The organism is Virgibacillus tibetensis, from assembly GCF_036026595.1.
Lineage (GTDB): Bacteria > Bacillota > Bacilli > Bacillales > Amphibacillaceae > Virgibacillus_P > Virgibacillus_P tibetensis.
This window is the reverse complement of the sequence record NZ_JARZFX010000001.1, coordinates 245,687-258,904: the sequence shown is the minus strand read 5'-3', so window position 1 is coordinate 258,904 and position 13,218 is coordinate 245,687. Positions and strand designations below refer to the sequence as shown.

Genomic DNA, 13,218 nt, shown 5'->3' with positions numbered 1-13,218 from the left:
AAATTCAAATATTTTAATCATCGCAGGATTCCTGGATTTCGTTTCCAAATCAGACAATAAGCTATTATTTTATTATAAAGGAAGATTTAAATGAAACAAAAACCACTTGCACTTCGTATGAGACCAGATAATATTAAAGAAATAATTGGACAAGAGCATCTTGTAGGAGAAGGAAAAATAATTAACCGCATGGTTCAAGCTGAACGCTTAGCTTCCATGATACTATTCGGGCCTCCCGGAACAGGGAAAACTTCCATGGCAGTAGCTATTGCCAAAAGTCTTGAAAGACCTGTAAAAATGCTGAACGCAGTAGCAGATAAAAAAAAGGACATGGAAATTGTTGTAGAAGAAGCGAAAATGATGGGCCAGGTAGTTTTAATCCTTGATGAAGTGCATCGTTTGGACAAAGCAAAACAGGACTTTTTACTTCCGCATCTAGAAAGTAATCTTATTACCCTTATAGGTTGTACGACAAGTAATCCATATCACTCGATAAATCCTGCCATCAGAAGCCGGTGCCACCTTTTCGAACTGCATGCATTAACTGCAGATAATGTAAAGACCGCTGTTAAACGTGCTGTAGATGATAAGGTGAATGGGTTTGGAAATGAAGCTGTTTTACTGAAAGATCAGGCTTTGAACCATTTTGCACAAAGTGCCAATGGGGATATGCGATCCGCTTTGAATGGTCTTGAACTAGCCATTTCTTCTACACCAAAAAACATAGATGACCAGATTATTATTAATTTGGAAACAGCTGAAGAATGTATGCAGAAGAAAAGTTTCTCGCATGATAAAGGTGGAGACGCTCACTACGATGTACTGTCAGCCTTTCAGAAGTCTATACGCGGCAGTGATGTTGATGCTGCACTTCACTATTTAGGTAGATTGATTGAAGCAGGTGATCTCGATAGTATTGCCCGTCGTATGATCGTTACTGCCTACGAAGATATCGGTGTTGCTAATCCACAAGCAGGTCCACGAGCTGTAGCTGCAGTACAGGCTGCTGAGCGTTTAGGTTTTCCTGAAGCCAGAATTCCACTTGCGGTTACTATAGTTGAATTATGCTTATCACCGAAATCAAACACGGCTTATAAAGCGTTGGATGCAGCGTTGGGGGACATACGCAATGGTAAAAGTGGGGATATACCTGCACACCTGAAAGATTCACATTATCAAGGTGCTGAAAAGATGGGACGCGGAATTGATTATAAATATCCTCATAATTATGATAATAGTTGGGTAAGCCAGCAATATCTTCCCGACTCTATAAAAAATAAACAGTACTACAAACCAAAAAATACGGGGAAATTTGAACAGGCTATTAAACAAGTTTATGAAAAAATACAACATGATAATAAATAACTAGGTATAAATATCTTTTTTTACGGTAACAATAACTATAAAAATATGAAATCTACTTAAGGACTAATGAATTTATTGTTATCGGAAAAAGGAGTTGAATATAATGGTGAAAGTTAGACAAGATGCTTGGTCACATGAAGATGATCTATTATTAGCAGAAACAGTCTTGCGCCACATTAGGGAAGGCAGTACACAATTAAACGCATTCGATGAAGTCGGTGATAAGTTAAACCGCACGTCAGCAGCTTGTGGGTTCCGCTGGAATGCTGAGGTAAGAACAAAGTATGACAGTGCTATTGATCTTGCAAAAAGGCAACGAAAAGAGAAGAAGCGGGAGATGGCAAATCAGTCCCAGAAACTAAGAAAGCCTGTGGTTGCACTCCCACCTAGTTATCAAGACTTACCAGTTAATGATCCAGATATCCTTTCTTCACAAATTACAGAAGAGCCTTCCATTACGATGGATATGGTAATTCGCTTTCTGAGAGATGTGAAAAAAGACTATCATGCTTCAAATCAATCAAAAGCGTCACTTGAACAAATTCAAAAAGAAAATACGAAACTGAAAGAGCAAGTAAGTAACCTGGAAAAACAATTAACTCAAACAGAAACACAGTTAACTACTATACAGGAGGACTACCAGGTGTTTATTCAAATTATGGACCGAGCTAGGAAAATGACGGTACTTGATGACAAAGGATCTATGCCAGCCCCAGCCTTTCGAATGGATAAAAACGGAAACTTGCAGCAGTTGGCACATGGATCTAACTAGTAGCATTACTGGTGAAATGGAAAATGGAAAGCAGATAGATCACAAGATAAGATAACAGTATACCTATTAAAAAACTGATTCGATTATACGCATATTACGTTATAATCGAATCAGTTTTATTATTATGTAATCTCAAATCCCAATTGTGCGTCTGCACTAAGTTTTGATCCCGCTCATGGCAGGTGGGTACTCTGTTCTATATTTGTTATGCTTCCACAGATTATAAAAATGAGGCATGCACGCAATATAGAAACAAATCAAGTTCCCAAATTTACAATTGTTCGGTCAAAACACTTTGACGAGACGAACACATCAGGATTGATAATCAATTTACTTGTTTATAAATTAATCTTACCATAGAGATTTATCTTTTTCAATCTGGAGAAATATGAAGTCCTCGTTACATATATTACAGTTTAGCAACATTTCTCCATATTAGTCATCTTTAGTTTGTAGGTCAATAGCTAGTTCATTTAATTGTGCAACACTTACTTCACTAGGTGCGTCTGTTAATAAATCCGATGCGGAAGCTGTCTTTGGAAATAATATCGTATCTCTTAAATTAGATCTCCCAGCCAGTAACATGATAATCCTATCTAATCCTAACGCTACACCTCCATGTGGTGGAGCACCGTATTCTAATGCCTCCAGCAGGAAACCAAACTGTTCTTCTGCTTCACTTTCTGAAAAACCTAGTACCTTAAACATCTCATCTTGTTGTTCCTTCTTATAAATTCTGATTGATCCCCCACCTAATTCATACCCATTTAAAACGAGATCATATGCGTTAGCACGTACACTGCTGGGATCTTCACTTAATTTATTCATATCTTCGTCGACAGGAGCCGTAAATGGGTGATGAGCAGCAAAGTATCTGCCTAATTCTTCATCATATTCAAGTAAAGGCCAGTCAGTAACCCATAGGAAATTGAATTTTGACTGATCAATTAGATTTAATTCTTTACCAAGCTTTAATCGAAGAGCGCCTAAGCTGTCATACACAACGGAGGTCTTGTCTGCGCCAAACAATAATAAATCCCCATCTTCTGCTGCTGCTCGATCCATTAAGCCTGCAGCTTCTTCCTCTGTTAAGAATTTAGCTATTGGGCCCTTAAGCTGATCGCCTTCTACTTTTAGCCAAGCCAGTCCCTTAGCATGGTATACTTTCACAAAATCAGTCAACCCATCTATGTCTTTTCTGGAATAATTCGATGCTTGATTTTTCACATTTAAAAGACAGACTTTTCCACCTGCTTCTATTGCTCCCTTAAATACTTTAAAAGATGACGCTGCAAGCAAATCGGTCACATGAATTAATTCCATGTCAAATCTTGTATCGGGTTTATCTGATCCATACCGCTGCATAGCTTCGTCATAGGGCATCCTTTGCAATGGTAAAGACATATCAATATTCTTAACTTCTTTTACAACGTGTCTCATCATTTCTTCGGTCATTTTCATAATCTCATCACTCGTCATGAAAGAAGTCTCAATATCAATCTGTGTAAATTCCGGCTGACGGTCTGCACGTAAATCTTCATCACGGAAGCAGCGTGCAATCTGGTAGTACTTTTCGAAACCACCAATCATGATAAGCTGTTTAAAAAGCTGTGGTGATTGTGGTAAGGCGTAGAATTCTCCGGGATGAACACGACTTGGAACTAAATAATCACGTGCTCCTTCCGGTGTGCTTTTGGTTAGGATCGGTGTTTCCATTTCTAAAAATCCATCATTATTTAAAAAGTTTCGCACAGCTTGTGTAGTTTTGTGACGAAGTTTAAACGTTTCCTGCAAGGAATTTCTTCTTAAATCCAGATAGCGATATTTAAGCCGTAAGTCCTCTGAAACCTCACTCTCATCCTTAATAGCAAATGGTGGTGTCTTCGATTTGTTTAAGATCGAAACTTCTGTTGCCATTACTTCTATGGTTCCTGTTTGCAACACAGGGTTGATAGTCGACTCATCACGGGCAACTACTTTACCTTGTATTTCTAGAACGTATTCACTTCTCACCATTTCAGCTATTTCCAGCGCTTTCGTGGAATTATCCGGATTAAAGACAACTTGTACCAAACCAGATTTATCTCGAAGATCAACAAATATTAACCCACCCAGATCCCGGCGTTTTTGTACCCAGCCTTTTAATAACACGTATTGATCAATATTATTTGCACGTAAAGTACCTGCCAGAATTCTTTCACTCATTTTCTATTCCTCCCAGAAGCCTTTCTTGCATGCTTTTTACTAGTTGTGAAATGGGCACTTCATCCTGTTCGCCCGTTTCCATTGATTTAATAGTAATGATCTGCTTTTGAAGTTCCTCTTCGCCCAGAATCATTACATATTTTGCCTTGAATCGATCTGCTGCTTTAAATTGGCCTTTCATTTTACGGCCCAGATAATCTTTATCTACCTGAATTCCATTTATGCGCAGATTATGAACAAGTCGTACCGCTTCTTTTTCAGCTTCTTCACCAACTGAAATTAAGAAACAATCCAACGCTTCATTCAGTGATAGTACTTTGTTCTCTGCATCAAGAGCCATAAGCAAACGTTCCAATCCCATTCCAAATCCAATCCCAGGTGTTTCGGGTCCTCCTAAATCCTCAACCAGTCCATTATATCTTCCACCGCCAGCCAATGTGGTTATGGCACCAAACCCTTCTGATTCACTCATAATTTCGAAAGCTGTATGATTATAATAATCAAGTCCACGAACCAGGTTTTTGTCTACTACGTATGGGATTCCCATCATGGTTAAGTATTCTTTTACTTGCTCAAAATAAGTACTGGAAGCTTCATTCAAATATTCTAAAATAGACGGGGCAGTCTTCATCGCCGGGTGTTCATGATCTGTTTTACAGTCCAAAACACGCAAAGGATTTTGAGCAAGACGGGATTGACAGTCAGAGCAGAGTTCATTTTTGTGTGGCATAAAATGTTCCACTAATGCTTTACGGTGGTTATTCCTGCTCTCATTATCACCTAGTGAATTAATTACTAATTTTAAGGAATTAATTCCTAACTCCTTATAACACGTCATTGCCAAATCGATTACCTCAGCATCCACAGCTGGATTGGCACTTCCCAGAACTTCTACACCGAATTGGTTCAATTGTCTCATTCTACCTTTTTGGGGACGTTCATATCGAAACATCTGTGCAAAGTAATACAATTTGGCAGGTTGATTTGGGTCACCAAACAGTTTATTTTCAACAAATGCTCGAGCCACTGCTGCAGTTCCTTCTGGTCGAAGTGTTAAGCTTCTCCCACCTCTATCTTCAAAAGTATACATTTCTTTTTGTACTATATCTGTTGAATCTCCTACTCCCCGTTGAAACACTTCAGTATGTTCAAACAGCGGGGTGCGAATTTCTGCAAAGTGATACCTTTCACATACATCTTTCAGTTGAGTTTCTACATACTGCCACTTTTTAACATCCTTTGGTAAAATATCAGCTGTCCCTCTTGGCGCTCTCATACTCATTTAAATACCCCCTGATTTTAATTGACATAGAAAAAACCCCCATCCCTTATAAAATAAGGGACGAGAGTTTACCCGCGTTGCCACCCTAGTTGATGCTTTACTGCGCATCCGCTCTTCACAGTTAACGCCTGCAAGACGTCTATACCTACTTCATTCGATATAGATCCTTAGGAATGTCCTTCATCAGATTATCATATGAAAATGCTCTCAGCCCTGGGCATTTTCTCTCTTTATACGTTCATAAATCCAATTACTTTTTCCTTCAACGGTTACATATAATACATTAATTTTCTAATCTTGAATGATTATTATACTAATCTTTACATAAAGTAATGTCAAGTACGATTGACCTTTTTCTTTAACATTTTTACCTCACCTAACGATATACCTAGTTCCTGGGCTATTTCCATGTGATTGGAATTACCTTCTATTTCCATAAATCGATGAATATTTACTCCAAATATCTCTTTATTAGTTCCAGAATTCCATTGTTTATCATGAGTACGCATCAAAAATAACCTCCTTCCTATCTCTTAGCTTTGCCTAAAAGGAAGGTTTTTATTATACTTCTAGTATAATGAAAAATAATAGGGAGGTAAGAGATGGCATTCCGAAATAGCTTCATTTTAATGCTCTGTATGCTGCTGATAAGCATCACGCTACCAAGTATTGCTCAAGCAGATCAAGCAATTATTAATGCAGATAACTTAAATATTAGAAATGGTCCTGGAACAGAGTACAATGTGATTGGAAAAGTTAACAAAGGGGAAGACTATCCTATTTTACAGATAGAAAACGATTGGGTAGAAATACAATTGGAAGAAGGCACAGGCTGGGTAACCAATGAATACATAACTGTGAGAACAGATTCTACTAACAATGGTTCTCGGGATAGTAATTTTGAAGAAGAAAGTATTATCATACAGCATAATAATACACAAATGCGAAGTGGTCCCTCAACAGAAAACGAGATTACCAATTTTGCTGACAGAGGCGAAGTATATGAAGTTCTTTCAATAACAGGAGATTGGTATGAACTAAGTAAAGAAGGTTACACAGGGTATGTTCTGAAACAACTTGTTTCTAAAAATAAAACACTATCGTCTACCGGCTTTAAAAATAAAACAATAGTAATTGATGCAGGTCATGGGGGACGTGATGTTGGTGCGATAGGAGCTACTGGCATTTTTGAAAAAGATATTGCCTATTTAACCGCCCAGGAATTAGCACAAGAACTAAGAGTTCTTGGGGCAGAAGTGTTATTAACAAGGTCAGAAGATGAATTTATCTCTCTAGGCAGCAGGGTAAGTTATACCAATATGATAGATACGGATGCTTTTATTAGTATACATTACGATAGTGTGCCGGAACTTCCGCAAGTTACTGGAATCGAATCTTTTTTTTATCATTCTCAGGATCAAAAACTAGCGGAATATATCCAATCGGAACTTGTTAAAGAGACAGAGGCCAAAGACCGTGGGACTACACACGGTAATCTGCTAGTAATCAGACAGAACTTAAAGCCTTCTGTATTACTCGAGTTGGGATTTCTATCAAATACAGAAGAAGAGGCATTATTAACTACAGGCAGCTATCAAAAATCAATTGTATCTGGTATTGTTAATGGACTAGGAAGATACTTTTCAAATGAATAACTAATAGGCCCTAGACCTGATACTTCTCAAAATTCCTACTAAATGATGAGGGCCGTCGTAAATAAATACGATCAATTTCAAGACTAATTAAAGAAGGTGGCTCTGTCTAGTACAGAGCCACCTTCTTACGTCAGTATATTTTTTAAAAATCTATTTCAAAGGGAACAACTATAATTTTGCGTTCATTTAGTATCTTTGCTATCCAGTATTAATGTTACAGGTCCATCATTCGTCAATTGTACTTCCATCATCTCTCCAAATTCACCTGTTTCTACGTGTAAGCCTTGACCTGCAACCAATCGATTAAAACTTTCATACAATTCTTTTGCGTGATCAGGCTCAGCAGCGTGAAGAAAATTAGGCCTTCTCCCTTTTCGGGTTTCTCCGTACAGCGTAAACTGAGAAACAGATAAGATGCTTCCTTCCACATCAATTAGAGAAAGATTCATTTTTTTATTTTCATCTTTAAAAACACGCAAATGAATGATTTTGTTAGCAAGATATTTAGCGTCTTCAATTGTGTCCTCATGGGTTACTCCAATAAGAACGACAAACCCGTACTTAATTTTTCCTACGATTTCCCCATTCACAGTAACATGTGCATCTTTTGCCCGTTGAATAACTGCTTTCATATCTAAAAGTACCCCTTTGCGTATACTAACTGTCTACTGAATTGTACGAGTTACACTGTAGACATCCTTGATTTGTTTAATTCGCTCAACTATTTTTCTTAGATGATTTGTATTATGAATTAGAATTGTTATCTGAATAATGGCCATTTTATTTCTGTCTGACCTTCCATTTACTTGTGTAATATTCGTTTTAGTTTCATTTACTGCTTGTAAAACTTCATTTAATAAGCCTCTACGATCATATCCTGAGATTTCTAAATCCACATGATATTGCTTTTGTGCTGTTTGATTTTCTTCCCATTCTACATGCAGGAATCGCTCTTTCGCTTCATCTGTCTGAACGTTTGGACAGTCAGCTCTGTGCACGGAAACTCCTCTACCTTTGGTAATATAACCGAAAATAGTATCTCCTGGGACCGGATTACAGCATTTAGATAAACGTACTAACAGGTTATCTACACCCTCCACCTGGACACCGGAATCTTTTTTTTGGGATTTTTTATCTTTAACTTCAGTCTTTTTTACTTCTTCAATTGTTTGAGCAAGATCTTGTTCTTTTTGTCTGGTCTCCCGAACTTTATCAGTAAGCCGTGTTGCAATAAGCGCTGCAGTTATCCCTTGATATCCAACGGCAGCATACATATCCTCTTCATTTGTAAAGTTGAATTTTTCATATACCCGCTGCAAATTATCATTTGTAAGCACTTCTTTAGGTTCAATTGATAAAGCACGGATTTCTTTATCCACAGCTTCTTTACCTTTTACAATATTCTCATCTCGTCTTTGTTTTTTGAAAAATTGTTTTATTTTATTTTTCGCTTGTGATGTTTGAGTGATTTTCAGCCAGTCCTGTGAAGGTCCATAGGAGTGTTTAGATGTCATCACTTCAATAATATCACCATTTTTCAGCTGGTAATCCAGTGGTTCCATCTTACCGTTAATCTTCGCTCCTATTGTCTTGTTACCAACCTCTGTATGAATACGATAGGCAAAATCAAGAGGAATCGACCCAGATGGTAATTCAATAACATCTCCTTTAGGCGTAAATACATATACCATATCAGAAAATAAATCAACTTTCAGTGATTCCATAAATTCTTCAGCATCATGGGTTTCATTTTGAAATTCTAATATTTCTCTAAACCATGTGAGTTTTTCTTCAAATGATTTTTTATCTTTACTCTGCTTTCCTTCTTTATATGCCCAGTGTGCTGCAATACCATATTCAGCAATTTCATGCATTTCCTTCGTACGAATTTGAACTTCCAGCGGATCTCCCTTAGGTCCGATCACTGTCGTATGCAAGGATTGATAAAGGTTTGGCTTTGGCATTGCAATATAATCCTTAAATCTTCCGGGCATCGGTTTCCAGCATGTGTGAATAATCCCTAATACAGCATAACAGTCCTTAATACTGTTAACTAGAATCCTCACTGCTAAAAGATCATAAATTTCATTAAATTGTTTGTTTTGTTTTACCATTTTGCGGTAAATACTATATAAATGCTTTGGTCTTCCAGACATTTCAGCCTCTATATTCACTTCATGAAGCTGGTTGGAAACTTCGGTCATTACTTCCTCTATATAAGATTCGCGTTGGTTTCTTTTTTGTTTCATTAACTGAACAATACGATAATATTGCTGAGGATTCAGGTAGCGTAGTGCAGTGTCTTCCAACTCCCACTTAATTGTTGAGATACCTAGGCGATGTGCCAGCGGTGCAAATATTTCCAGTGTCTCATTAGAAATCCGACGTTGTTTCTCAGGTGTTAAATGCTTCAATGTACGCATGTTGTGCAAACGATCTGCGAGCTTAATTAAAATTACACGTATATCTTTTGCCATGGCCACAAACATTTTGCGATGGTTTTCCGCTTGAATTGCTTCTTTTGACTTGTACCGGATTTTGCCTAATTTTGTAACTCCATCAACAAGCATAGCAACTTCACGATTAAATGTTTCTTCTATTTTTTCAAGCGTAACATCTGTATCTTCGACAACATCATGTAGAAAACCACCTGCAATTGTTTCTGCATCCATCTCTAAATCCACTAGTATACCAGCAACCTGAACAGGATGAATAATATAGGGCTCTCCAGACTTTCTATATTGGTTAGCATGAGCGTGCTCTGCAAATTCGAATGCATCACGAATAAAGGTAGCATCCTCCTCCGTTAGATACTCCCGAGCCTTAATTATAATGTCTTCTATTGTTACAATATCAACTTTTGCCATCTAATCACCTTGTCTGGAATAATTCAGATACTTTTATGAATTTATAAAAAGTAAAGGAAAAAAATTCGAAATTATATATTCGATTATATGCTTTTCTTAGTTATATGTACAATAATTCTATGTAAATGCATCTATATGAATAGGTCTGACAAAATAATTTATTCGTTTCGTCAGACCTTTTACATATACTAGTGTTATTAATTTAATAGCTCATGAGGGACAGAACGTCATAGCCGTCAAGTTTTTTCATACCATCCAAGTAGCTAAGCTCTATTATAAAGGCACATCCCGCAACTACTCCACCAAGTTCTTCTACTAGTTGAATTGTTGCCTCAATTGTACCTCCTGTTGCAAGCAGGTCATCTGTAATTAATACGCGCTGTCCTGGTTTGATTGCATCTTTATGGATCGTCAATACATTTGTTCCATACTCCAGACCATAATCAACTTTGATTACTTCTCGAGGTAGTTTTCCTTCTTTTCTTACCGGAGCAAAACCGACTTCCAAAGCATAAGATACAGGACAACCGATAATAAATCCTCTCGCTTCGGGACCTACAACGATATCGATTTCTTTTTTACTGGCGAATTCAACAATTTCATCCACTGCAGATTTGAAAGCTTTTCCATTATCCATTAATGGAGTTATATCCTTAAATTTAATTCCTTTTTTTGGCCAATCTTCTACTATCTTTACGTACTGTTTATAATCCATGGGCGACTTCCTCCTTGGCGCTTTCCAGATAATCCATACAATTGCTGAACCATTCTTTTAATTCATTGTAATTTGAATAATACAATGTCTTTTCTATCTCTGCTCGTTTTATACGGTCTTGATATAAAGGTGAATCCTGTAAATCTTTTTTTAATGGTTGTGGGTTTAAATGAATAACTCCATTCTCTATAGTAACAAACCCTAATTCAAAAAACACTTTTGACATAAATATAATTCTTTCTTTACTCCAACCTCTTGTATTCATTATAGCCGTCATTTCTTGTTTCATATCAACTACTTTTCTTTTTAACAGTAGAGCATAATACCATTTAAACTCCTCTCTTGAAGGAAATGATTTTAAATAGGTACTATCTTCAACATAATAGCATACGTGAATATTAGCCGGATTTGTCTTCCTTATTATTTCCTTAAATTGGCTCAGATCCGGTGGCAGGTCATATACATATAATACGTCGATTTCGGTTAGACTGCTCAGCTCTGCACTAAAAGCTACTTGGTCTACGTCAGAATATAGTTTAGTTGACCGATTACTTAATAATAGGTTTCTTTTACTATTATCTAGAAAAGGTGATATATCTGCATTTTTTTTGCCTCTGTGATCAAACAACTGCCAACTCTCAATCCTCATGTCCTGCAACACTAATTGAATTTTTTTGTTGCCATTCCATTCGTTTATTCCCAGTTCACCCACTAGGGAGATGGCCGTATGTGGAGTTATATAAGGACGCAGCTCTCCCATTCCAAATCCAATACCCTCAAGCATCACATTATCTTTTTTGAATAGTAGTTTCAGGTGACTTTGATTACTTCCAATTTGCCGTGACTCAAATGGAATATCATTTACTTCGAATACTGGCTTTGGATTTTTCATTCCAAACGGCGCCAATTTATCAATTTCTTTTAGCAGCTCTTCATTTATGTCAGCAACAGAAATCGTATTACTTATTTTAATAACCTGTTTAAAGTCATCTTCGGTTAGCTCTTCCTGTATAATTTTATTCAGGCTCTCTTCCAAACTTTCCAGGTTTTCCCGTGGCAATGTCATACCTGCTGCCTGGGAATGTCCCCCAAAATGTGTAAATAGCTCCCTGACCTTCATACCATTACTAAATAGATCGAATGCAGGTATACTTCTTGCGGAGCCTTTGACCTCAGAAGTGTCCGGTTTAATAGTTAAGACAATTGCTGGTCTATCATACTTACGAACAAGTTTAGACGCAACGATTCCCAGAACTCCTTCATTCCATCCTTCCTTAGCAACAATAATTACGCTTTTTACTCTATCTGAATGAACTAACTTCTCTGCTTCTTTCACAATATCATTAACAATTTGTTGCCGTTCCTGATTTAATAGTTGAATTTCTTCTGCTAACTGATTTGCTTCAACTTGATCTTCTGTCATTAATAGCTGAACAGCTAAATCCGCATCCTGTAACCTGCCCACTGCATTAATCCTGGGTCCTATTAAAAAACCAACATCTTCTTCTGTAACTCTGCCTTCAATTTTACAGATTTTTTTCAAGGCTTTTATCCCTGGATTATCCGACGCAGTTAGAGCTCGTAGTCCATGGTATGCCAAAATCCTATTTTCCTTAACTAATGGAACTAGATCTGCTATTGTTCCAATTGCAACGAATTCCAATAAGTGTTTTGGAAAGTACCCTAATAAATGCTCTGCAAGTTTAAATGCAACTCCCACACCAGCAAGTTCCTTAAATGGGTAATCTGGGGAACATTTTGGATGTATAACAGCAAAAGCGTCCGGTAATTGCTCTTGTACTTCATGGTGGTCAGTGATAATTAAGTCGATTCCCAATTCTTTAGCTACAGACGCTTCATGAACTGACGCAATTCCTGTATCAACCGTTATAATTAAACGAAATCCATGGTCGAAAGCTTCTCTGAAAGCTGTTTCATTCGGTCCATATCCTTCACTAAAACGATTTGGTATATAATAATCACAGTCTGCGCCCAATTCCTGCAATGCTTTTAATAATACTGTGGTTGAACTTACTCCATCAGCATCATAATCTCCATAAATCAAAATTTTCTCTTGTTTCGTTATAGCCATTTGTATACGCTCCGTGGCTTTATTAACAGCTGCCAGTCCACCCGGGCTATGCAAAGTTGTAATATCTGGAGATAGAAAGAGAGAAGCCGCTTCTGAAGTCGTAATACCTCTTTGCAGTAAAAGTTCTTTTATTATAGGAGATAATTTAAAAGTATCGTCCTGTAAATCAATTGTACTATCTTGTTTTTCAGCAAATTCCCATTTAGCCTTACTATGTAACATAAATTCACCCCTGACTAATCCATTATACAAAGGTGATTATACC

Annotated in this window: 10 protein-coding genes, 1 other RNA gene and 1 other annotated feature; of the genes, 3 read left to right on the top strand and 8 right to left on the bottom strand. The window is 37.2% G+C overall.

Annotation, left to right across the window (positions count from 1 at the left end):
* Nucleotides 1-90 precede the first annotated feature (90 nt).
* The gene (locus tag QGM71_RS01440; protein WP_327605728.1) at nucleotides 91-1,365 is read left to right on the top strand and encodes a replication-associated recombination protein A; all 1,275 of its coding nucleotides are present in this window, start codon (nucleotides 91-93) and stop codon (nucleotides 1,363-1,365) included.
* Nucleotides 1,366-1,468: 103 nt separating this feature from the next.
* The gene (locus QGM71_RS01435; RefSeq protein ID WP_327605727.1) at nucleotides 1,469-2,137 is read left to right on the top strand and encodes an RsfA family transcriptional regulator; all 669 of its coding nucleotides are present in this window, start codon (nucleotides 1,469-1,471) and stop codon (nucleotides 2,135-2,137) included.
* A gap of 132 nt (nucleotides 2,138-2,269) precedes the next feature.
* Here QGM71_RS01435 and ssrS read toward each other — a convergent pair.
* The 4 genes from ssrS to QGM71_RS01415 form a co-directional block, all read right to left on the bottom strand.
* Nucleotides 2,270-2,459: non-coding RNA, 6S RNA (gene ssrS / locus QGM71_RS01430), on the bottom strand.
* 113 nt (nucleotides 2,460-2,572) lie between these two features.
* Nucleotides 2,573-4,342, bottom strand: coding sequence for an aspartate--tRNA ligase (gene aspS / locus QGM71_RS01425; RefSeq protein WP_327605726.1), 1,770 nt, complete (start codon nucleotides 4,340-4,342; stop codon nucleotides 2,573-2,575).
* On the bottom strand, nucleotides 4,335-5,624 hold the full coding sequence (gene hisS, locus QGM71_RS01420; protein WP_327605725.1) for a histidine--tRNA ligase: 1,290 nt from the start codon (nucleotides 5,622-5,624) through the stop codon (nucleotides 4,335-4,337). Before hisS ends, aspS begins: the two co-directional genes overlap by 8 nt.
* A 53-nt stretch (nucleotides 5,625-5,677) precedes the next feature.
* Nucleotides 5,678-5,899 (bottom strand) — a binding site (T-box leader).
* Nucleotides 5,900-5,959: 60 nt separating this feature from the next.
* The gene (locus QGM71_RS01415) at nucleotides 5,960-6,133 is read right to left on the bottom strand and encodes a hypothetical protein (protein ID WP_327605724.1); all 174 of its coding nucleotides are present in this window, start codon (nucleotides 6,131-6,133) and stop codon (nucleotides 5,960-5,962) included.
* A 93-nt stretch (nucleotides 6,134-6,226) separates the two neighbouring features.
* Between QGM71_RS01415 and QGM71_RS01410 the strand changes: the two genes are divergently transcribed.
* On the top strand, nucleotides 6,227-7,279 hold the full coding sequence (locus QGM71_RS01410) for an N-acetylmuramoyl-L-alanine amidase (RefSeq protein ID WP_327605723.1): 1,053 nt from the start codon (nucleotides 6,227-6,229) through the stop codon (nucleotides 7,277-7,279).
* Nucleotides 7,280-7,461: 182 nt separating this feature from the next.
* Here QGM71_RS01410 and dtd read toward each other — a convergent pair whose 3' ends face one another.
* From dtd to recJ, 4 genes are all read right to left on the bottom strand, one after another.
* Nucleotides 7,462-7,911, bottom strand: a complete 450-nt coding sequence (dtd, locus tag QGM71_RS01405) for a D-aminoacyl-tRNA deacylase (protein WP_327605722.1) — start codon at nucleotides 7,909-7,911, stop codon at nucleotides 7,462-7,464.
* A 33-nt stretch (nucleotides 7,912-7,944) separates the two neighbouring features.
* Nucleotides 7,945-10,146: a RelA/SpoT family protein gene (locus QGM71_RS01400; protein ID WP_327605721.1), complete on the bottom strand. Its 2,202-nt coding sequence runs from the start codon at nucleotides 10,144-10,146 to the stop codon at nucleotides 7,945-7,947.
* Nucleotides 10,147-10,348: 202 nt separating this feature from the next.
* On the bottom strand, nucleotides 10,349-10,861 hold the full coding sequence (locus QGM71_RS01395; RefSeq protein WP_327605720.1) for an adenine phosphoribosyltransferase: 513 nt from the start codon (nucleotides 10,859-10,861) through the stop codon (nucleotides 10,349-10,351).
* Nucleotides 10,851-13,175 (bottom strand): single-stranded-DNA-specific exonuclease RecJ, encoded by a 2,325-nt coding sequence (recJ, locus tag QGM71_RS01390; RefSeq protein ID WP_327605719.1) that lies wholly within the window; start codon nucleotides 13,173-13,175, stop codon nucleotides 10,851-10,853. The genes QGM71_RS01395 and recJ overlap by 11 nt, the downstream gene beginning before the upstream one ends.
* Between the last annotated feature and the right edge of the window lie 43 nt (nucleotides 13,176-13,218).